The sequence below is a fragment of the Gordonia sp. C13 genome (genome assembly GCF_023218005.1).
Lineage (GTDB): Bacteria > Actinomycetota > Actinomycetes > Mycobacteriales > Mycobacteriaceae > Gordonia > Gordonia namibiensis.
In genome coordinates this window covers 63299-83920 of sequence record NZ_JALPSY010000011.1, presented here as the reverse complement: position 1 = coordinate 83920, position 20622 = coordinate 63299, and the positions used below count along the sequence as shown (strand labels likewise).

Annotated in this window: 19 protein-coding genes, 1 tRNA gene and 1 other RNA gene; 6 read left to right on the top strand and 15 right to left on the bottom strand. The window is 68.6% G+C overall.

The genetic code is table 11. From position 1 onward, the window contains the following. Positions 1–87: 87 nt before the first annotated feature. Both trxA and M1L58_RS11345 read left to right on the top strand, forming a co-directional pair. The gene (gene trxA / locus M1L58_RS11350; RefSeq protein ID WP_040535916.1) at positions 88–450 is read left to right on the top strand and encodes a thioredoxin; all 363 of its coding nucleotides are present in this window, start codon (positions 88–90) and stop codon (positions 448–450) included. A gap of 101 nt (positions 451–551) precedes the next feature. Further along, positions 552–1583, top strand: coding sequence for an EamA family transporter (locus M1L58_RS11345; RefSeq protein ID WP_006866550.1), 1032 nt, complete (start codon positions 552–554; stop codon positions 1581–1583). On the opposite strand, the gene M1L58_RS11340 is transcribed toward M1L58_RS11345, so the two are convergent. Continuing rightward, a complete protein-coding gene (locus tag M1L58_RS11340; RefSeq protein WP_248658971.1) occupies positions 1580–2674 on the bottom strand; it encodes an alpha/beta hydrolase in 1095 nt (364 codons plus the stop codon). The genes M1L58_RS11345 and M1L58_RS11340 overlap by 4 nt on opposite strands. A gap of 75 nt (positions 2675–2749) precedes the next feature. Between M1L58_RS11340 and M1L58_RS11335 the strand changes: the two genes are divergently transcribed. Then, on the top strand, positions 2750–4051 hold the full coding sequence (locus M1L58_RS11335; protein WP_248658970.1) for a MurT ligase domain-containing protein: 1302 nt from the start codon (positions 2750–2752) through the stop codon (positions 4049–4051). After that, the gene (locus M1L58_RS11330) at positions 4048–4770 is read left to right on the top strand and encodes a type 1 glutamine amidotransferase (RefSeq protein WP_248658969.1); all 723 of its coding nucleotides are present in this window, start codon (positions 4048–4050) and stop codon (positions 4768–4770) included. Before M1L58_RS11335 ends, M1L58_RS11330 begins: the two co-directional genes overlap by 4 nt. A gap of 209 nt (positions 4771–4979) precedes the next feature. Here M1L58_RS11330 and M1L58_RS11325 read toward each other — a convergent pair whose 3' ends face one another. The 8 genes from M1L58_RS11325 to M1L58_RS11290 all read right to left on the bottom strand — a co-directional run bounded on the left by M1L58_RS11325 (position 4980) and on the right by M1L58_RS11290 (position 11066). Continuing rightward, positions 4980–5705 carry a uracil-DNA glycosylase gene (locus M1L58_RS11325; protein WP_154881990.1) on the bottom strand — a complete coding sequence of 242 codons (726 nt, stop codon included), beginning with the start codon at positions 5703–5705 and terminating at the stop codon, positions 4980–4982. A 33-nt stretch (positions 5706–5738) separates the two neighbouring features. After that, positions 5739–6299 (bottom strand): uridine kinase family protein, encoded by a 561-nt coding sequence (locus M1L58_RS11320; RefSeq protein WP_248658968.1) that lies wholly within the window; start codon positions 6297–6299, stop codon positions 5739–5741. Continuing rightward, positions 6296–7885 carry an alpha/beta fold hydrolase gene (locus M1L58_RS11315; RefSeq protein WP_248659006.1) on the bottom strand — a complete coding sequence of 530 codons (1590 nt, stop codon included), beginning with the start codon at positions 7883–7885 and terminating at the stop codon, positions 6296–6298. The genes M1L58_RS11320 and M1L58_RS11315 overlap by 4 nt, the downstream gene beginning before the upstream one ends. Before the next feature lie 81 nt (positions 7886–7966). Next, the gene (recR, locus tag M1L58_RS11310; RefSeq protein ID WP_248658967.1) at positions 7967–8578 is read right to left on the bottom strand and encodes a recombination mediator RecR; all 612 of its coding nucleotides are present in this window, start codon (positions 8576–8578) and stop codon (positions 7967–7969) included. Positions 8579–8629: 51 nt separating this feature from the next. Beyond that, positions 8630–9046, bottom strand: coding sequence for a YbaB/EbfC family nucleoid-associated protein (locus tag M1L58_RS11305; protein WP_006866542.1), 417 nt, complete (start codon positions 9044–9046; stop codon positions 8630–8632). Further along, positions 9024–9353, bottom strand: coding sequence for a hypothetical protein (locus M1L58_RS11300; RefSeq protein WP_006866541.1), 330 nt, complete (start codon positions 9351–9353; stop codon positions 9024–9026). The genes M1L58_RS11305 and M1L58_RS11300 overlap by 23 nt, the downstream gene beginning before the upstream one ends. 340 nt (positions 9354–9693) lie before the next feature. Continuing rightward, positions 9694–10560 carry a pseudouridine synthase gene (locus tag M1L58_RS11295; RefSeq protein WP_248658966.1) on the bottom strand — a complete coding sequence of 289 codons (867 nt, stop codon included), beginning with the start codon at positions 10558–10560 and terminating at the stop codon, positions 9694–9696. Positions 10561–10628: 68 nt separating this feature from the next. After that, positions 10629–11066, bottom strand: a complete 438-nt coding sequence (locus M1L58_RS11290; protein ID WP_006866539.1) for an SRPBCC family protein — start codon at positions 11064–11066, stop codon at positions 10629–10631. Between the two features lie 81 nt (positions 11067–11147). Here M1L58_RS11290 and M1L58_RS11285 point away from each other — a divergent pair, with 81 nt between their 5' ends. Continuing rightward, positions 11148–12530 (top strand): FAD-binding oxidoreductase, encoded by a 1383-nt coding sequence (locus M1L58_RS11285; RefSeq protein ID WP_248659005.1) that lies wholly within the window; start codon positions 11148–11150, stop codon positions 12528–12530. After that, complete coding sequence (locus M1L58_RS11280) at positions 12527–13846, top strand: class I SAM-dependent methyltransferase (protein WP_006866537.1); 1320 nt, start codon at positions 12527–12529, stop codon at positions 13844–13846. Before M1L58_RS11285 ends, M1L58_RS11280 begins: the two co-directional genes overlap by 4 nt. Before the next feature lie 85 nt (positions 13847–13931). Here the strand turns inward: M1L58_RS11280 and M1L58_RS11275 are convergent, their stop codons facing one another. The 6 genes from M1L58_RS11275 to M1L58_RS11250 form a co-directional block, all read right to left on the bottom strand. After that, complete coding sequence (locus M1L58_RS11275; protein ID WP_248658965.1) at positions 13932–14627, bottom strand: M15 family metallopeptidase; 696 nt, start codon at positions 14625–14627, stop codon at positions 13932–13934. Positions 14628–14659: 32 nt separating this feature from the next. Beyond that, positions 14660–17242 (bottom strand): DNA polymerase III subunit gamma and tau, encoded by a 2583-nt coding sequence (locus M1L58_RS11270; protein WP_248658964.1) that lies wholly within the window; start codon positions 17240–17242, stop codon positions 14660–14662. Between the two features lie 43 nt (positions 17243–17285). Then, complete coding sequence (locus M1L58_RS11265; RefSeq protein ID WP_248658963.1) at positions 17286–18746, bottom strand: glycosyltransferase 87 family protein; 1461 nt, start codon at positions 18744–18746, stop codon at positions 17286–17288. Between the two features lie 112 nt (positions 18747–18858). Continuing rightward, complete coding sequence (locus M1L58_RS11260) at positions 18859–20133, bottom strand: aminotransferase class I/II-fold pyridoxal phosphate-dependent enzyme (protein WP_006866533.1); 1275 nt, start codon at positions 20131–20133, stop codon at positions 18859–18861. Positions 20134–20204: 71 nt separating this feature from the next. Continuing rightward, positions 20205–20299, bottom strand: an RNA gene (ffs, locus tag M1L58_RS11255) — signal recognition particle sRNA small type. A gap of 158 nt (positions 20300–20457) precedes the next feature. Beyond that, positions 20458–20546: transfer RNA gene (locus M1L58_RS11250), tRNA-Ser, on the bottom strand. Positions 20547–20622 lie beyond the last annotated feature (76 nt).

Here is a 20622-nt window from a genome sequence, read left to right as displayed (position 1 = left end):
AGCCCCCTGAGGTGCGAGGAGCGCAGCGACGAGCCTCGAAGGGCCCCGGCAAGGAATGTCTCCACCCCCGTATCCGTTGTGCGGGTCATGGCAACACAAGACGTGACCCTGGAAACCTTCCAACCCACCATCGAGGCCGATGGCATCGTGCTGCTCGACTTCTGGGCGAGCTGGTGTGGCCCGTGCCGCATGTTCGGACCCGTCTTCGAGAAGGCCTCGGAGGCCCACTCCGACATCTTCTTCGGCAAGATCGACACCGAGGCGGAGCAGCAGCTCGCCGGAAGCCTTGGCATCCAGTCGATTCCGACACTGATGGCCTTCCGCGACGGCATCCTCGTCTTCAACCAGCCGGGAGCACTCCCCGCCGCACAGCTCGAGGAGCTCATCGGCGCGGTCGAGGCACTCGACATGGACGACGTGCGGGCGCAGGTCGCCGCCGCGCAGCAGTGACACGCTGACGCGCACCGAGGAAGGATTGTTCAGTAGATCTGAACAATCCTTCCGTTTAAATTCGATTGTTCTTCATGGCACTGACTCGGACGATGGTGACCATGTCGACTCGTGACCGGTTGCTCGCCCTCTGTGTCGTGTTCTTGTGGGGACTGAACTTCGTGGCGATCCACCTCGGTCTCGAACACTTCCCGCCGTTCTTCCTGGCTGCGCTGCGCTTCGCCGTCATGGCGATCCCGGTCATCCTGTTCGTGCGCTTCCCGAAGGTCCGGCTCAAGTGGTTCTTCGTCTACGTGGCGGGGTTCGGGTCGGTGCAGTTCATGTTCCTGTTCCTGGCGATGAGCCTGGGCATGCCGGCCGGACTCGCATCGCTCGTCCTGCAGACATCGGCGCCCTTCACGGTGATCCTCGGCGTGCTGTTCCTGCGTGAGCGGATGACGGTCGCCCAGGTGGTGGGCCTGCTGGTCGCCGTCGGCGGCATGGGTCTGATCGCCTTCGACCGTGCCACCGGCAGCGACATCGGGGTGGCCGCACTCCTCCCGATCGGACTCACCATCCTCGGCGGCCTCAGCTGGGCGATCGGCAACATCGGCGGCCGGTTGGCGCAGCCCGACGACTCGTTCCGCATGACCATGTGGATGGCCGTCGTCGCGACGCCGCCGCTCTATCTGGCGAGCCTGATCATCGAGGGGCCGTCCGCGGGCTTCGACGCGCTGATGACAATCGGCACGGACACCGGGCTGCGCGCGCTCGGCGGGCTCATCTACCTGGCCGCACTGGGGACCCTCGTCGGTGCGGGTCTGTGGACCGTGCTCCTGAGCCGCAACGACGCCAGCCGGGTGTCGCCGATGTCGCTGCTCGTGCCTGTGGTGGGCATCAGCGCGTCGTTCGTCTTCCTCGGCGAGGTCCCGACGGTCGGCGAGATCGTCGGTGCCGTGATCGTCGTCTCCGGCTGCGCGGTCGGCGTGATGGCCCGGCCGCAGTCGCGCAGACGCCGGCGGGTTGCGGCCGAGGCTGCAGCAGCGGCCACGGCTACCACGAGCATCACCGACCCTGGCGCGGACACCACGAGCACGGTGCCGTCAACCGACGACGACCTCACGTGCGCTGCGACAGCCGCCCGCGACCGCTAGCCGGCGATCTCCTCCTGGCCCGCCGACGCTGCCTCCTCGAGGGCTCTCCGGACCTCGGCACACATCCGGTCCACCGCCGCGCGTGCACCGGAGCTGATGAGCGTCATGTTGATGAACCCGTGGATCATCGACCCCTCCCGACGCAGCGTGACCGGGACCCCCGCCTCCTCGAGCCGCTTGGCGTAGGCAAGGCCTTCGTCGCGCAACGGGTCGAAGCCGGCGACGACGACGTGAGCCGGCGGCAGTCCGCTGAGGTCGTCGGCGAGCAGCGGCGAACAACGCGGGTCCTTGCGCTGCGCGACGTCGGGCACGTAGCGGTCGTTGAACCACTCGATGCCGTCCGCGGTCAGGAAGAAACCGGTCGCGAACTCACGCCGCGAGGGGGTGTCCGCGGTGGCGTCGGTGACCGGGTAGATGAGCAACTGGAAGACCGGTGTGATCGGCTCGTCACGGACGAGTCGTGCGACCACGGTCGCCAGGTTGCCGCCCGCGCTGTCACCGGCGACCACGATCCGCTCGGGGTCGAGACCCCACCTCGGTGCGATGTCGACGGCGAAGTGCCACGCCGCGACGGCGTCGTCGACGCCGGCGGGGAACGGGTGCTCGGGTGCGAGCCGGTACTCGACCGACAGGACGTCGAGTCCGGTGCCGTGGGCGAGCCGGCGCACGAAGGTGTCGTGGCTGATGCGGCTGCCCGTGACGAAGCCACCGCCGTGGTAGTAGACGATCAGCCCGTCCGACTCGGTCGACGAGCGGTACCGCGTGGCCGGGATCGGACCGTCCGGACCGTCGATGACCAGGTCTTCCTCGACCGCCATGGGCGGCAGGTTCTCCGCCATCGACGCGCCGCTCTCGTCGGTCGCGAAGCGTGACCGGGCGACCTCGCCCGCGAACGGGTTGAGGCCGGGGACGTGCTGGTTGGCCCAGCCGATCGCGGCGAGTTCGGGCGCAACGCGTTCGCCGTCGGAGTTCACCGGCGCCCGCCGGCCGAGGACGGCCATCGCGGCGTCGGGAATCTTTCCCGCGGCGATCAGCACGCCCCGCTGGATTCGCGCGGGCAGGGACAGGCTCAGATGGGTGTCACGGCTCACAGTCGCCGAGCCTACTTGCTGGTCGGCGGTCAGCACGAGCAACCCGGGGATCGACGCTGTGGAACACTCGTGGCCATGCCCGACCGCCCATCGTCCGCCGGATCCGCATCTCGCAAAAGCACCCGTGTGCCCGCCCGCACCTCGGTCGCGTTGGCCGCGGCCGCAGCGGCTCGCTGGGCCTCGCGCACCGCGGGCCGCGGCAAGGGTTCGATGATCGGCGGCCTCGTCGCCGCCAAGATCGATCCCGACATCATGCGCCGTCTCGCCGCCGGCAAACGCTCCGCGATCGTCACCGGCACCAACGGCAAGTCGACGACCACCCGGATGACCGCCGCGGCGATGGCCGAACTCGGCGAGGTCGCCACACAGGCCGACGGCGCCAACATGGACGCCGGCATCATCGCGACCCTCACCCTCAGCCGCACCGCGCCGCTGTGTGCGCTGGAGGTCGACGAACTCCACGTGCCGCATGTCAGCGACGCGGTCGATCCCGAGGTGCTGGTCCTGCTGAACCTGTCGCGGGATCAGCTCGACCGGGTCGGCGAGATCAACATGATCGAGCGCAGGCTCCGCGAGGGCATCGCCCGTCACCCGTCGACCACCGTGGTCGCGAACTGCGACGACGTGCTGGTCACCTCCGCCGCCTTCGACGCTCCGCACGTGGTCTGGGTGGCTGCGGGCGCGAGTTGGGTCGGCGACTCGGTGAGCTGTCCCCGTACCGGCGAGCCGATCGTGCGGTCCGCGGACGGCTGGCAGTCCACCGGCGACGAGAACTTCCGTCGGCCCACTCCCGACTGGTGGTTCGACGACGAGAACATCTACGGCCCCAACGGCTTCTCGGCCCCGCTGACCCTGGCCGTCCCGGGCCGGGCCAACCGCGGTAACGCGACCCAGGCGGTGGCGGCAGCCGTCGCGATGGGCGCAGACCCGGGCAAGGCCGTCGCCGCGGTCGGGACGGTCGGCGAGGTCGCGGGCCGCTACGGCGTTCACCAGATCGGCAACCACTCCGTCCGTACGCTTCTCGCGAAGAACCCGGCCGGTTGGCAGGAGGCCCTGTCGATGATCGACCAGGACGCCGACGGACTGGTCATCGCGGTCAACGGACAGGTTCCCGACGGCGAGGACCTCTCCTGGCTGTGGGACGTGCGATTCGAGGCCTTCGAAACCATGCAGGTGGTCGCCGCCGGCGAGCGGGCCGCCGACCTGTCGGTGCGCCTGCTCTACGCAGGTGCCGAGCACACCACGATCCCCGACCCGATGGCGGCGATCGCCTCGTGTCCACCCGGACGCGTCGAGGTGCTGGCCAACTACACCGCGTTCCGCGATCTCGGGATCGCCATGGAACGCGCGGCACGGGCACGAAAGGCCGAACAGTGAGCGAGTCGACGCTGCGGATCGGGCTGGTCCTGCCCGACGTCATGGGTACCTACGGCGACGGCGGCAACGCCCTCGTCCTCAAGCGCCGCGCTCTCATGCGCGGCATCGACGCCGAGGTCGTGCACATCACGCTCGACGACCCGGTCCCGGACTCCCTCGACGTCTACACCCTCGGCGGCGCCGAGGATTACGCCCAACGACTGGCCACCCGCCACCTGACCCGCTACCCCGGCCTGCAGCAGGCCGCTGCGGCGGGGCGCCCGGTCCTCGCGATCTGTGCGGCCATCCAGGTACTCGGCCACTGGTACGAGACCTCGGCAGGTGAACGCGTCGACGGCATCTCGCTGTTCGACCTGACGACTGCACCGCAGGAGAAGCGCAGCATCGGCGAGTTGGTCATCGAACCCGCCCTCGCGGCACTCACCGAACCGCTCACCGGTTTCGAGAATCACCGCGGCGGAACCACATTGGGCTCCGACGCCAAACCGCTCGGGCGGGTCAAGCACGGCATCGGCAACGGCGTCGGCGACGGCACCGAGGGCGTCGTGCAGGGCAGCGTGATCGGCACCTACATGCACGGTCCGGCCCTGGCCCGGAACCCGGAACTCGCCGATCACCTCCTCGCCACCGCGATGGGCGTCGAATCGCTTGCGCCGCTCGACCTCCCGGAGGTCAGCCGCCTGCGCAAGGAACGCCTCGCCGCCGGGCGTCGGCGCTAGGCGCCACCTGACCTCGATACGGCCCTCGGGTAGCCCCTCGAACCTACTCGGCCGGCAAAGGAATCCGCTGGTTGAGCAGGCGACGAGCGCAGCGAGGACGGGAGACCCCGCTGGTTGAGCAGGCGACAAGCGCAGCGAGGACGGGAGACCCCGCTGGTTGAGCAGGCGACAAGCGCAGCGAGGAGCCGTGTCGAAACCAACCGGAGTCGTCACTCCCCCAGCTCGATTCCCGCCGACGTCGCTGCGGCTTTCAGCACGTCCACGAGCATCTCGACGGTCAGCCGTCCGGTGAAGGTGTTGTGCTGACTCACGTGATAGCACCCGAACACCTCGAGGGTCGCATCGTCGCGGGTCAGGATCGTCGACGCCCCGTGCCCGAACTTCGGCGCCGGCCGCGGCACCGTCCAGCCGAGTGCGCCGAACGTACGCAGCGTCGACTGCCAACCGAAGGCCCCCAGTGTGATCACCGAACGTACTGTCGGAGCGAGTAATTCGAGCTCACCGTGCAGCCAGTGCGAGCACCGGTCCCGTTCTTCGACGGTCGGCTTGTTCTGCGGCGGAGCGCAGTGCACGGGCGCGGTGATCCGGGTGTCGAACAGTTCCAGTCCGTCGTCCATCGACACCGAATGCGGCTGGCTCACCAGACCGGCGAGATACATGGCGGAGAACAGGAAGTCACCGGATTGGTCACCGGTGAACATCCGGCCGGTGCGATTGCCGCCATGGGCGGCCGGGGCCAGCCCCACGATCAGCAACCGCGCATCCGCCGGACCGATGCCCGGGACCGGCCGTCCCCAGTACTCCTGATCGGCGAACGCCCGCCGCTTCTCCCGTGCCACCTGTTCGCGCCATTCGACGAGCCGCGGGCATGCGCGACAATCGATCAGCTGAGCGTCGAGCTCCGCAAGATCACGAAATCGCCGTCGGGTGCCCATATCCGACAGTAACCGCGAGCGGCGGCCGGTCGCTCAATCCAGCACGACACAGCGTTCGCGGGTGCGGTCGACGGTGAACCAGCCGCGTTCGAACTCCTGCCATTGCTGCAGGTGCACCCGTGACTTCTCGCCGTCCCGCGCGACGGCCCGCTCCAGACGTTCCGCCTCGGTTCCACCGTCGAGCCACAGTGCGTGGGCCAACCGGTCGGCGATACGGCGCCGCGCCGATGACACCCCTTCGATGATCAGCAGCGGCTGCCACTCGATCCACACCTGAGGTCCCGGCGTCGCGACGCCGTCGCGCCACACTCGGGGACGGTAGCGGTAGTCCCGTCGCCGGACGAAGGAATGCAGCACATCCGCTTCCAGCTCGGGCCACCAGGCAACCGGATCGTCCCAGGTAGCGAAGTCGTCGGTGCGCACCAGCGTCACCCCGGCGCCCCGTTCACGTAGCTGCGCCACCAGCAGATCCGCGACCGTCGACTTCCCGGCCCCGGACGGGCCGTCGATCGCGACGATCCCCGAGTCGAGCTGGGCGGCGAGTTCGGCGACCCGCGCACCGATCGCCGGGGCGACGATGTCGGACGCCGTCACCGCACCCTCACACCCGTGAACAGGCCCGCCGGGAGCTTCGTCAACGGCGCGGTGATCGGCGCCTCCGGGACCCGGGTCACGTCTGTCCGACCGGTCCGCAGGTACTCGGCGATCGCGGCGTCGAGCGGCCGGTTCGCACGGCCCAACTGCCCATGGTCGCCGCCGCCCACGGTGATCAGGTGGCTGTCCATCTGCCGGCGCATGACGAGGCTGCCGCGATACGGCGTCTGGGGGTCTCCGACACTCTGGATCTGCAAGGGGCGGACGGCGAGTCCACGATTCCGGATCGGGATCGGACGGGTGAGCGGAGCAGCTCCCGCACAGGCCATCCCCGACCGGTAGATCAAGCCGGGCGCCTCGAACGGATCTGCGGTGACGTAGCCGGTGATGAACGCGGCGAGGCTCGACGAAGGGTCAGCCGGGGCCTGGTTCTCGTTGCACAGGACGGCACCCTGCATGTCCTGTGAGATCGACGCGGCTTCGAGCACCGCGGGTGAGGGCTCGGCGAGCTTCCGGGTTGTACCGGCCGTCATCATCGCGATGACCGGCCAGCTGTTCCGATCGGGCGCGAACGCCTGCGTCAGAATCAGCAGCCCCGAATTCGCCTGTACCGAACCGGGTGTCAGCAGTGTCGCGGCGAAGTTCTCGAACCGTGCACGCGCATCCGCGGTGAGCTCGGTGCCGGCGATGTACTGGTCGGCGACGGCACGGAGGCCCGGCGGAACGTCCCCGACCTGTGCCGGCGGCGCGACCAGTGACGGCGGAACACCCGCCTCGGCACTGACCCGGTCGCTCCACTTCCGGTACACGGCAAGCGGCGTCGTCCCCAGCCGGTAGATGTGGTCGTGACCCGCGATCCACGCCATCATGGCATGGACGCGAGCCTTGTATCCGGGGGTCTGCGCGTCGAGGAGAGCGTTCCACACCAGACTGGGGTCGAAGCCGGAATCGAGGACCAACCGGTCGACACGCTGGGGGAACAACGTTGCGTAGGTCCCGAAGAGCAATGTCCCGTAGGAGATCCCGTACAGACTGATCTTGGTCTCGCCGAGCTTCCGGCGAACCACCTCGATGTCACGCGCGGTGTTCTCCGTGGTCAGTGTCGACCCCAGGCGGGGCGTGCGCCGCGCACATCGATCACGGTTGAGTTTGCCTGCGGCGGTGTAGATCTCGGGTTCCGACCCGCTGATCGGCGAACACTTGAGCGGCGTGCCCGACACCAGGCCCCGGGGCTGCACCGCAACGAGATCCCACTGGTCGCGTACCTCGTCCGGCACACGCAGCTGACTGAACATCGCGATCGCGTCGCCGCCGGGACCTCCCGGATTGCCCATCAGCACACCGCGCCGCTGCGACGGTGCCCGCGCGGGAATGCGACTCACGAGGAGCTCGATCGTGGGTCCGTTCGGTTCGGCGTGATCGAGCGGGACCTCGACCGCAGCGCAACGGACGTTCGCCGGGACACCGTGGACGGCGGGACACGACGTCCAGTCCAGTTCGGCTTCCGCACCCGCCGCGGGCGGCACGGCGCGCGCCGTCTCCAGCAGACCGACTGCGGCCACCGCGGCCACGGCCAGCGCGATCACCCGGACTCGTTGACGCCCCCGCTTCAGCGATATCACTCCCCGACCCTAGCCGGGCACGCGAGAACCGTCTGCGTTTGGCCTTCAGGCCAGGATTCGACGGCCGGACAGCGCCCGGCCGAGGGTCAGTTCGTCGGCGAACTCGAGGTCGCCGCCCATCGGCAGACCCGACGCCAGGCGCGTCACCGACAGCCCGGGGAAGTCTTTGAGCATGCGCTGCAGGTAGGTGGCGGTGGCCTCGCCCTCGGTGTTGGGGTCGGTCGCGACGATCACCTCGCCGACGTCGACCCCGTCCTCCTGATTGGCGAGCCGACGCAGCAGCTCACGGATGCGGAGCTGGTCGGGCCCGATCCCCGACAACGGATCGAGGGCCCCGCCGAGCACGTGATAGCGGCCGGTGAACTCCTTGGTCCGCTCGATCGCGTGCACGTCCTTGGGTTCTTCGACGACGCAGATCTTGGTGGCGTCGCGTCGTGAGTCGGAGCAGATGCGGCAGAGCCGATTCGCCGACACGTTGCCGCATTCGGCGCAGAACACGACGTCGTCGCGGACGCGTCCGAGCGCCGCGACCAGTCGGTCGATGTCGGACTTCTCCCCGGCGAGCAGGTGGAATGCAATCCGCTGCGCACCCTTCGGACCGAGCCCCGGCTGCTTGGCCAGTTCGTCGATCAGATCCTGGATCGGTCCTTCATACATCGCGTGCCCGGGTTCTCTGGTGTGGTGGGAAGGATCGCGCGGCGGGCGCGATCAGCCGCCGAGCCCGGGGATGCCGCCGCCGAGGCCTCCGGCCAGCGGGCCCATCTTCTCGCTCGTGAGCTGCTCGCGCTTCTGCGACAGGTCGGAGAGCGCGCCGAGCAGCAGATCCTGCAGGGTCTCGACGTCCTCGGGGTCGACGACCTTGGGGTCGATGGACACCGCGGTCACCTCGCCGGTGCCGTTGCCGGTCACGGTGACCAGGCCGTTGCCCGCGCTCCCGACGATCTCCGCCGCCGCGATCTCGTTCTGTGCGGACAGGAGCTTCTCCTGCATCTGCTGCGCCTGTGCCAGCAGACCCGCCATCGGGTTCTCGCCGCCCTGGCCGCCGCCGAACAATGCGCTGGGATCGAATGGTTGCGTCACGCCGTCCAGGGTAGCCCCCGGGTCAGCGCAGCAATCGATCGACATGCGCGGCGATGTCGTCGACGCTCACCTCGTCGACCGGGCTGATCTCGAAGGACAGCACCTCGTCCCCGAACAGATGACCGGCCCGTCGTGTGAGCGAGAACTCGAAACGGTCGCCGACGCGACGCCACTCGACGATCCCGCCGTAGACGGGCGCACTCGCCCCGGTGGTGACGCAGTGTTCGTCGGCGCGCGGGCCGCCGGTGAGGTCCCGCTGGATCTGGAAACACGCCAGCGACTCGTCGTCGATGAACACGACGGCCTCGCAGCCCAGGTCGGGGTGTCGTTCGTACGACGCGCGGATGGTCACGGTCGCCAGGGTAGTGGTTTCGATACGCCTCGTCGCTGCGCTCCTCGGCTACTCAACCAGCGTTTCCGCTAGCCCGAGAGCCCGTCACCCCGCCGGCCGAGTAGGTCCGAGACGCAAGCCGAGGGACCATCACCCCGCCGGCCGAGTAGGTCCGAGGCCGCAAGCCGAGGGACCATCACCCCGCCGGCCGAGTAGGTCCGAGGCGCGAGCCGAGGGCCGTATCGAGGTCCGCCGCTGAGAAACGCCCCTGACATCGACCCTCCAGGAGTCCACCGCGGACGATATGTCGGCGCCGGTTCGCTGGAGGGTCGAAGTCAGGGGTGGATTTCGGGGGCGGTTTTCAGAACGCCACCGAGCGACGGCTCTCGAACCGACGCTCCGTCCCGTCGAGCGGGTCCGTGAACTCCAGGGCATGAGCGACGAGCCGTAGCGGCGCCGAGAAGTCTCCGTGGTCCGGGCGCTCCGCGAGTTCGGGCCGGACCTCGGGATACAGCGGGTCGTCCGCGATCGGCACACCGAGCGACGACATGTGCAACCGCAGCTGATGGGTGCGTCCGGTGTGCGGCACCAGCCGGTAGACGCCGCCGCGTTCGGTCTGTTCGACGAGGGTGATGTCGCTGATGGCATTGACCGGGCCATCGACGACGCGAGCCCGCAGGTCACCGGCGGTTTTCTCGATCCGGTCGCGCACGGTGACGGTCTCGGCGAGTCGCTCGTCGACCGGCGCCAGCGCGCGGTACTCCTTGCGTGCCGACCGGAAGGCGAAGAGGTCCTGGTACGCCGCCCGGACCTCGGGACGCAGCGTGAAGAGCAGTACACCGGCGGTGAGCCGGTCGAGGCGGTGGGCCGGCGAGATCGTGTCGCTGCCCAGTTCGCGGCGTAGCCGGACCAGCGCGGTCTGCGTCACGTGCCGACCCCGCGGCATGGTGGACAGGAAGTGCGGTTTGTCCACGACGACGATGTTCTCGTCGCGGTAGAGCACCGGCACGTCGAACGGGATCGGGACCTCGTCGGGCAGGTCGCGGTACAGGTAGAGCGAGACGTTCAATCGCGACGGCGCGTCGAGGTCGACGGGCCGACCGTCGGCATCGACGATCTCGCCGGCCACGGCACGGGCGTGCAATTCCTCGATCCCGAGACCCGCAAGGCTCGGCGACGCCAGCAGTGCCTCGGCGACGGTGGATTCCGGCCCCGCCCGCAAGACCACCCGCGTCGAGTCGACGCCGTCCCGGATCGGGAGCGGCGAGGGCCGGGCCCGGCCCCTCCTCCGTGACGTCAGTTCTCGAGGCGCTTCTTGAGATTGCCGAGCACCTCGGCCTGGATGCGGTTGATCGCCTTGGGCGCGAAGGTCTTCTCGAAGAAGCCGCCGATGCCGCCGGCGCCCTTCCAGCTGGTGGTGGTCGTGACGCGCGAACCGCCGGCCGACGGGGCGACCGTGTAGGTGGTCACCATGGTGGAGTTGGCGTCGCGCTCGGTCACGGTGTCCGGGGTCACGCTGACGGTCGCCTGGACGTCGCGCTGCCGCTTCTCGGAGGCCTGCAGGATCCAGTGCACGACCGTGCCATCGCCGTTACCGCCACTGATGACCTTGTAGTCGCGGTAGTGGGCCGGGAGGATCGCCGGGCGCACGTCGTTGTAGTCGGCGAGGGCTCCGATGACGGTGTCCGGGGCGGCGGTGATGTCGATCGACTGCGATGCGGAAACCTGACCCACGATGGAACACTCCTCGGGACGAAACGATTGGCGGGCGAACTGATCAAGTCCTAGGCTAACCGGGTGAGCTCTGGCTTGGAGATGGGGGGACAGGCATTTGACCAGGGGGTGTCCACCCTACTGGCCAGCTATCGTGCCATCCCTCCGAACGCGACCGTGCGCCTTGCGAAGAAGACGTCGAACCTCTTCCGCAAGCGCGCAGCCAATCCACATCCCGGACTCGACGTCTCCGGACTCGACCGGGTGATCTCGGTCGATCCCGACGCCCGCACCGCCGACGTCGCCGGGATGTGCACCTACGAGAACCTGGTCGCGGCGACCCTGCCCTATGGTCTGGCGCCCCTGGTGGTCCCGCAACTCAAGACGATCACCCTCGGCGGCGCGGTGACCGGCCTCGGCATCGAGAGCACGTCGTTCCGTTCCGGGCTGCCGCACGAGTCGGTGTCGGAGATCGACATCCTCACCGGCGACGGGGAGATCATCACCGCGACGCCCACCAACGAACACGCCGACCTGTTCTTCGGATTCCCCAACTCTTATGGGACGCTGGGTTATTCGGTCCGCCTGCGCATCGAGCTGGAGCCGGTGAAGCCCTACGTGGCGCTGCGTCACGTGCGGTTCACCTCGATCGCCGAGCTGCAGGCGACGATGGAGACCATCGTCACCGAGAAGACCTACGACGGCGAACAGGTCGATTATCTCGACGGAGTCGTGTTCTCCGCCAAAGAGTCCTACCTCACGCTCGGACGCCAGACCGACGAGGAGGGCCCGGTCAGCGATTACACCGGGATGGACATCTTCTACCGGTCGATCCAGAACAAGACCACCGACCGTCTGACGATCCACGACTACCTCTGGCGCTGGGACACCGACTGGTTCTGGTGCTCACGTGCTTTCGGGGCCCAGAACCCGAAGATCCGCCGCTGGTGGCCGAAGCGCTACCTGCGCAGCAGCTTCTACTGGAAGCTGATCGGACTCGACCAGCGCTGGGACATCGGCGATCGCCTCAACGCGCGCAAGGGCCTCCCTCCGGGTGAGCGGGTCGTCCAGGACATCGAGGTGCCGATCGAGCGCACCACTGACTACGTCGAATGGTTTCTGGACAACATCCCGATCGAACCGATCTGGTTGTGCCCGCTACGCCTTCGCGAACCGGCCCTGCCGGCTTCGGATCCGGCGCGCCCGTGGCCGCTCTATCCGCTCGAACCGCAGCGCACCTACGTCAACGTCGGCTTCTGGTCGGCCGTGCCGGTCACCCCGGGCGATCCCGGGCACACCAACAAGATCATCGAACGCAAGGTCGCCGAACTCGACGGCCACAAGTCGCTGTACTCGGAAAGTTTCTACGAGCCGGAAGAGTTCGACGAACTCTACGGCGGAGAGAGTTATCGGCTCCTGAAGAAGCGGTACGACCCCCGCGGCCGCCTTCTGGACCTCTATGCGAAAGCGGTGAAACGCCAATGACGACATTCAAAGACGCACCGACCGGTGCGGAATCCCAGACCGGGAAGATGTCCCTGTCGGAGATCTTCGAGACCCTCCTGGGCGGCAACCTGTCCATCCGGATCTCGGCGTACGACGGCAGCAGCGCAGGCCCGGCCGACGCCCAGTACGGCCTCAACCTGAAGACCCCGCGCGGCACCACCTACCTCGTCACGGCGCCCGGCGATCTCGGCCTGGCCCGCGCCTACATCGCCGGCGACCTCGAACTCGTCGGCGCGCACCCCGGCGACCCGTACCCCGCACTGAAGGCGCTCGCCAGCGATCTGGACTTCCATCGTCCGTCGCCGCTGGCCCTGGCCCAGATCGCGCGCTCGCTCGGCATCGAACACTTCAAGCCGATCGCCCCGCCGCCGCAGGAGGCCGTGCCGCGCTGGCGTCGTTTCGCGGAAGGGTTGCGCCACAGCAAGTCTCGTGACGCCGAGGTCATCCACTACCACTACGACGTCTCGAACACCTTCTACGAGTGGGTCCTCGGTCCGTCGATGACCTACACGTGTGCGGTCTACCCCGACCGCGACGCGTCGCTCGAGACCGCCCAGGACAACAAGTACCGCCTCATCTTCGAGAAGCTGCGCCTCAAGCCCGGCGACCGACTCCTCGACATCGGTTGCGGTTGGGGTGGAATGGTCCGCTACGCCGCCAAGCGCGGTGTGCACGCCATCGGTGCGACGCTGTCGGCCGAGCAGGCCGAGTGGGCGCAGAAGGCCATCGTCGACGAAGGGCTCTCCGAGTTCGCCGAGGTGCGTCACAGCGACTACCGCGACATCACTGAATCCGGTTTCGATGCGGTGTCGTCGATCGGCCTGACCGAACACATCGGTGTCGGCAACTACCCCGCCTACTTCGGCTTCATGCGCGACAAACTGCGTCCGGGCGGGATGCTGCTGAACCACTGCATCACCCGACCCGACAACGCGAGCCGCAGCAAGGCCGGCACGTTCATCGACCGCTACGTGTTCCCCGACGGCGAGCTCACCGGTTCGGGCAAGATCATCTCCAAACTCCAGGACATCGGCGGCATGGAGGTGATCCACGAGGAGAACTTCCGCGAGCACTACGCGATGACGCTGCGCGACTGGAACATCAACCTCGTCGATCACTGGGACGAGGCCGTCGCCGAGGTCGGCGAGGGCACCGCTCGCCTGTGGGGCCTCTACATGGCGGGCTGCCGGATCGGCTTCGACCGCAACATCATCCAGCTCCATCACGTGCTGGCCACCAAGCTCGACGACCATGGCGGCCATCAGGTCCCGCTGCGGCCCTGGTGGAACGCCTGAGCCTGCCGCTCGACCAACGAGACCCCGTCGGATGCCCGGCGGGGTCTCGTCGTTCAGGCCCCCGGATCGTTCACGCCGGGACGTCTCAGACCAGAGGGACGTCCACGATCGGCCGGCGCACGTCCGCGCCCGGGCCGTCGAAATGCCACCACTCACCGGCGTAGACGGTCAATCCCCCGGCGGCCATCGCCTGGCGCAATCGGGCCCGCGCCGCCTGCGCCGACGTCGAGACCCCCTGCGTCGCATACGCGGTCGCGCGTGGGGTGAACGAGTCGAAGTCCGTGCCCATGTCGACGCGACAGAGATTGCCGACCTTGCGCGGGGCAGGACAGGCCGGGGCACGGACGGCCAGGGTCACGTCGACCGAACGTCCGGTTTCGTGGCTGGTCGAGTACGGTCCGGGGGCGGCGACCCACGCCGGGTCGGGAACCTTCTGGAACATCCTCTGCTGCACCGAATGCGGTCGGTAACAATCCCAGAACACCAGCGTCTCACCGCGGGCCCGGAGTTTCTGGGCCGCGATCCTCAGACCCGAAGCCATCGACTCGTGCACGAGACAGCGCGCATTCGGCGGGTACAACCGCTCACCGACGAAGTTGTGGGTCGTCGCATAGCGCAGATCCAGCACCGCGTCCGCGACGACGGTCTTCACGTCGACGAGTCCGACCGCGCGGGCCTGCTGGTCGGCGGGAGCCGCCTCGGCACCCGCCATCGACAGCGTCAGCGCCGCCACCACCGCTGCCGGCGCCGCGGCCAGGCGTAGGACCGATCGGATCTGCATCTCTGCGTTCTACCAGCCCTTCGTCCCGACGGTCACTCGATCGGCCGTGCCCCGAGCTCGGACTTGAGGAGTTCGAGCGCGACCTGATCTGGGTCGAGGCGCTGCTCGGGCGCCCCGGTACGCGCGTCGGCGACCATCTCGGCTCGCTCCTCGTCGGGGATGTCCTCGTCCGCACGAGGCGGTTCGGGCTCCTCCGGCTCGGCCACCGGCTCGGGCGGCGGCGGCGCGGCCGCCGACTGGTCACGGGACCGACTGGGGCGTGCATACGACTGCCGGGGCTTGGCCTGCTGTTTCGCTGACTGTGCGCCGGCGGCCGCCGACGGCGCGACCGCCGTGCCCGGGGCCTGGTGCACCGTCCGCACGTCCAGCGGTGTGCCGAAGACCTCCGCGAGAGCCTCGCGGATGATCGTGACCGCGTGCGGCGCCGAGAGTCGTCCGACGAGCACCTCGACCGGGTGTCCGAGCACCACCGTGGTGCCCTCGAGGCCGGCGATGACCGCCGCCGACAGCATCGGCTCGAGACTCTTGGAGCGCTCCCGCACCGCGGCCCGGATCTCCGGGTAGCGCTTGCGGATCGCGTCGGCGTCGAGCCCGCCCGAGGCAGCCGGTTCTGGTTCCGGTTCCGGCTCGGGCTCCGGTGCGGGGCGCTTCGCCCGGGCCGGCATCGCATCGGGCGGCGGAACCGAGTACTCGTCGACCGGCTCATCCGGCAACGGGATGTCGTCGGAGTAGGCCGACGGAGCCGGCTCGGCCACAGGTTCCCGGGTCGGCTTCGGAGCCGGTTCGGCCACCGGCGCACGCGAAGGCGGTTCCGGCGCCGTGGGGGTTCCGGCGTTCCGCACCGCCGGGCGCACGGGTTCGGCAACCGGCTGCGCCGGCGTGGCGGGCTCCGCTTCGGGTTCGTCCCAAGGGACGTCGAGAGTCGGTGCAGCAGCGTCGACTTCGGGAGTCTCGGTGTCGGTCGTCCCGGTGTCGAGATCCCCGAGATCGAGCCCCTCGGGTTCCGGAAGCGCGTCAGCATCGGGCAGGGCGTCCGGATCGGCGATGGCGTCGGGTGCGGGCTGCTCGACGATCAGCTCCTCGAGCATGTCCGCGTCGTCGGTCTCGACGGCTGCGGCTGCGTCGGCCTGCGGTGCGGCAGCAACCGGCTCAGCGGCGGGCGAGGCCGGTTCGGGCTCAGGAACCGCAGGTGTGGCGGCGGGTTCGGCCGGCACGGGCTTCGCCACCGGCGCAGGCGGTTCGGGTGCGGTGGGTTCAGGTGCGGTCGGCATCGGGGGCAGAGCAGCGGCCGGGGCGGATACAGTCGGTGCGACCGGGGTGTCGGCCTCGGCGGCCTCGGCCGCAGCGCGCCGTGCCTCCTCGGCGGCCTTCGCCTCCTCCATCGCCTTGCGCTGCGACGGACGCACGAACTTCGGTTCCGGTTCGGGCTCAGCAGGTTTCGCGGGCACCGGGATCGATGTGGTGCCGATCCCCGACTCCAGACGCTCGAGCCGCTGCAACAGGGCCGCGTCGTCGTTCGACACTCCGGGCAGCAGCATGCGCGCGCACATCACCTCGAGGAGGAGTCGCGGCGACGTGGTTCCGCGCATCTCGCCGAGGGCGTCATGCACGATCTCGGCGAAGCGTGTCAGCGACGCGGGACCGAGCGTCTCGATCTGGCCCCGCATGCGTGCGAGCTGGTCACCCGGCGCCTCGACCAGGCCGCGGTCGGCGGCATCGGGGACGGCCTGCAGCAGGATCAGGTCGCGGAGCCGTTCGAGGAGGTCGACCGCGAAGCGTCGAGGGTCGTGACCCGCGTCGACGACCTTCTCCACGGCGCCGAACAGCGCTGCGCCGTCGGCCGACGCCAGCGCCTCGACGGCGGTGTCGATGAGTGCGACGTCGGTGACGCCGAGCAGTGCGAGGGCGCGCTCGTAGGCGACGCCCTGGTCGTCGGCGCCGGCGAGGAGCTGATCGAGGATCGACAGCGAGTCACGCGGCGAACCACCGCCGGCACGGATGACCAGCGGATAGACCTCGGGCGCGACGGTGACGCCCTCCCGCTCGCAGATCTTCTCCAACAGCCCGCGCATGACCGGCGGGGCGAGAAGACGGAACGGGTAGTGGTGCGTACGCGAACGGATCGTCGGCAGCACCTTCTCGGGTTCGGTCGTCGCGAACACGAAGATGAGGTGCTCCGGCGGCTCCTCGACGATCTTGAGCAGCGCGTTGAAGCCGGCGTTGGTCACCATGTGCGCCTCGTCGACGATGAACACGCGGTAGCGCGACTCGGCCGGCGCATAGAACGCGCGGTCGCGCAGCTCGCGGGTGTCGTCGACGCCGCCGTGGCTGGCCGCGTCGAGTTCGATGACGTCGAGGTTGCCGGGACCGCCGGGGGCGAGAGCCACGCACGACGTGCAGGTGCCACAGGGACGCGAGGTGGGGCCCTCGACACAGTTCAGCGACCGCGCCAGGATTCGCGCCGACGACGTCTTGCCACACCCGCGCGGACCGGAGAAGAGGTACGCGTGATTGATGCGCCCCGAGTCGAGGGCACGGCTCAACGGATCGGTGACGTGCTCCTGCCCCACGACGTCGGCGAAGGTAGCCGGGCGATAGGTGCGATACAGAGCCACGCGTCGAGAGTACCGGCGACCCGTGACATCGGATGCGCCTGCCTCACACTGCGGGCGACGCCCCGGTCTCGGGTGCTTCACCCATCGACTCGCCGGCGGTTCCGACCAGGTCATCGGCCATGTCGTCGGACAGGTTCAACAGCTCGTCGTCGGCCCGGACCGACGGTTCGACGACCCGCGGACTCCCACCCTCCGACGGTTCGGTGGGCAATCCGCCGTCGGCGATGACCGCCGCCGCGACCCCCGGGGCGATGGCGGCAGCCGGGTCGGCCGTGGTGGCCGAACGGGAGCCGAAGACCCGAAGTGCGACGACCGTCGCGATCAGGATTCCGACATACGCGAACAGATAGGGACTGACGGTGAACCAGTTGAGCCAGGTGACCCGCGTCTTCACGTAGAGCCCGGTGTAATAACCGTCGGGCACGAGCGCCGGGACGTGCGTCGGCCACGCGAACGCGAGCAGGACGAGCGCCACGGCCCCCACCGCCGCCAGGCCACGCTCGACCTGGCTTCGTCTCAGGTCTAGGGCCAGGTGAACCCCGATCACCACGATCGGGGTGAACCAGACCCAGTGGTGGCCCCACGACATCGGCGACACCACGCATGCGGTCATGCCGACGATGCTGATCGCGAGCAACTCCTGGCCCCTGCGGTGGGCGTAGGTGGCGATCGCGAATCCCGCGACGAGGGCGGTGAGCGCCAGGGCTCCCCAGAGGAGGGTCGACGGGTGGTCGGTGTCGAGATGGTTGGCGAGCATCCCGCGGATCGACTGATTACCGCGCAGCTGCGCCGAGCCGACGCGTTCGGACTGGAACAGCTTGCCGGTCCAGTAGGCCCACGAGTCACGCGGGAGGACGACGAACCCGATCGCCACCGTCATGACGAAGCCGCCGATGACACCGAAGAACGCACGCCAGTTGCGTTGCACCGCGTAGTAACCGGCGAAGATCAGCGGCGTCAGCTTGATCCCGGCGGCGATGCCGGCACCCACACCCTTGGTCCTGCTGGTGTCGGGACGGGTGAGGTCGGCCAGGATGAGCAGCATCAGGAAGACGTTGATCTGGCCGTACCAGATGGTGGTGCGCACGGGCTCGAGCAGCATCGCCACCGCGACGAGCGACATCGCGATCACCCGCAGCGGCCAGCTCACCGACCGGCCCAGGCTGCGGAAGCTCAGCATGACCACGAGATAGAGGGCGACCACGATGCCCGCGGTCCACAACCATCGCGCCACGTCGAACGAGATCCACGCGAGCGGGGTGAACAGCAGCGCCGAGAACGGCGAATACGTGTAGTCGAGGTCGCCGATCATCTTGACGTCGTACAGGCTGGCGCCCTCGGTGACCGCCTGAGCACCCTGCCGATACACGGCGAGATCGATCTGGTTGTTCAGCAGACCCCAGAACTGGGCTCCCCAGGGCACGACAACGTCCTGGAGGGCGAGTGCGATGACCCCCACGATGGCGAAACCGGATGCGAGAAGAACCGGCCTGGGCAGATTCACGATTTACAAGAGTGGCATAAGAGTCGGTGCATACCGGCTCACTCGCCGCCGAATGAGAGCTATCTAACGCCTATTCGGCGTTTGATAGCGGCGTGTCGGCGAGACGAGTGGCTCAGCTGCGCTCCGCCAGCAGGGTCTCGGCCGAGGCGAGGAGCACACACGTCGCGACCCCGTCCATCGCGGCCCGCAGGTCGTCGGTGTTCGGGAAGGTCGGCGCGAGGCGGATGTTCCGGTCGTGCGGATCGGTCTTGTACGGGAACGCCGAACCGGCGCCGGTCAGCGCGATGCCTGCTTGCTTGGCCAGTTCGATGGTGCGTCGGGCGGCGCCGTCGACGACGTCGAGGCTGATGAAATAGCCGCCCTCGGGTTCCGACCACGAGGCGACCTTCGACTCGGCCAGGCGATCTTCGAGGATGTCGAGGACCAGCTTGAACTTCGGCGCCAGGATCTCGCGGTGGCGGGCCATGTGGGCGCGCACGCCGTCGGCGTCGCCGAAGAACTTGAGGTGACGCAGCTGGTTGACCTTGTCCGGGCCGATGGTCTTGAAGCCGAGGTACTTGCTGAACCACGCGAGGTTCTCGTCCGACGACCCGAAGAACGACACGCCGCCGCCGGCGAAGGTGATCTTCGACGTCGAGCCGAGGACGTACACGCGGTTGGGATGACCGGCTTCGGCGGCCATCTCGAGGACGCGCAACGGCGTCGGCGGGGCCTCCACGAGGGTGTGCACCGCGTAGGCGTTGTCCCAGTAGATGCGGAAGTCGGGTGCCGCGGGCATCTCGAGCAGACCGCGGGTGACCTCTTCGGAGAAGGTGACGCCGGTCGGGTTGGAGTAGGTGGGTACCGCCCACAGACCCTTGATGCTCGGGTCGTTGGCGACGAGCTCGGCGCAGAGGCGCACGTCGGGGCCGTCGGGAAGCATCGGGACCGGGATCATCTCGATGCCGAAGCTCTCGGTGATCGCGAAGTGACGGTCGTATCCGGGGGCCGGGCACAGGAACTTGATCTTCTGACGGCCCCACGGCTCGTCGGAGTCGGCGGTGCCGTGCAGCAGGCCGAAGACGGTGAGGTCGTGCATGAGCTCGAGGCTCGAGTTCCCGAACGCGATCAGGTTCGCCGGATCGACGGCGAGCAGCTCGCCGAAGATCTCACGCAGCTCGGGCAGGCCGTTGAGCCCGCCGTAGTTGCGGGTGTCGGTGCCCTTGCCGTCGCGGTACTCGTCGCCGGGGAGCGACAGCAGTGCGTTGGAGAGATCGAGCTGTTCGGGAGCGGGCTTGCCGCGGGTGAGATCGAGTTTCAGACCCAGAGCGGCCAGCTCGTCATAACGCTTCTTCAGATCCGCCTGGGTGTCACGTAGTTGGTCGGCACTCATCGAGTGGTAATTCAACGTCTGGACCTTCCGCGGCACGACGCCGGTGCGGGTGTCCGACGCCGCAGACCTGAAATATGAATCTGGGATATAGGGGACCCCGCGCACCCGAGAGAGCCCGTTGACCCTTGCTGCCTTCCGGCCCTGGGGGAGTTCACAGGATGCACGCCGCGCGGGATCCGTCGTCCAGTGTAGCGAGGGTTCACAGAGGGGTGACACCGGGTGGTCACCACCCCTCGGCGGCCCCGGTCTGCGCAGGCGATGCGGGTGTTCGGCACCCGGGGATACGACGAAGGTCCGCGGTGCGACTCCCTTGCGGGGTTGTGCACCACGGACCTTCGATGGCGGAGGATAGGGGATTCGAACCCCTGAGGGCTGTTAACCCAACCCGCGTTCCAGGCGAGCGCCATAGGCCACTAGGCGAATCCTCCAACGTCGAGATGATAGCCGCCGGGCGCTCCCACACCCAAACCCGCTTGCCAGGCGCTCGGTCGGCACTAGGGTCGG

Bases quoted from the DNA above. Each gene is read 5' to 3' on its own strand.
- M1L58_RS11275 (WP_248658965.1), bottom strand. From the start codon at position 14,627: ATGCAGATCCGATCGGTCCTACGCCTGGCCGCGGCGCCGGCAGCGGTG.
- M1L58_RS11305 (WP_006866542.1), bottom strand. From the start codon at position 9,046: ATGTCGATCGATTGCTGCGCTGACCCGGGGGCTACCCTGGACGGCGTG.
- M1L58_RS11280 (WP_006866537.1), top strand. From the start codon at position 12,527: ATGACGACATTCAAAGACGCACCGACCGGTGCGGAATCCCAGACCGGG.
- trxA (WP_040535916.1), top strand. From the start codon at position 88: ATGGCAACACAAGACGTGACCCTGGAAACCTTCCAACCCACCATCGAG.
- M1L58_RS11285 (WP_248659005.1), top strand. From the start codon at position 11,148: ATGGGGGGACAGGCATTTGACCAGGGGGTGTCCACCCTACTGGCCAGC.
- recR (WP_248658967.1), bottom strand. From the start codon at position 8,578: ATGTATGAAGGACCGATCCAGGATCTGATCGACGAACTGGCCAAGCAG.
- M1L58_RS11335 (WP_248658970.1), top strand. From the start codon at position 2,750: ATGCCCGACCGCCCATCGTCCGCCGGATCCGCATCTCGCAAAAGCACC.
- M1L58_RS11325 (WP_154881990.1), bottom strand. From the start codon at position 5,705: ATGGGCACCCGACGGCGATTTCGTGATCTTGCGGAGCTCGACGCTCAG.
- M1L58_RS11345 (WP_006866550.1), top strand. From the start codon at position 552: ATGTCGACTCGTGACCGGTTGCTCGCCCTCTGTGTCGTGTTCTTGTGG.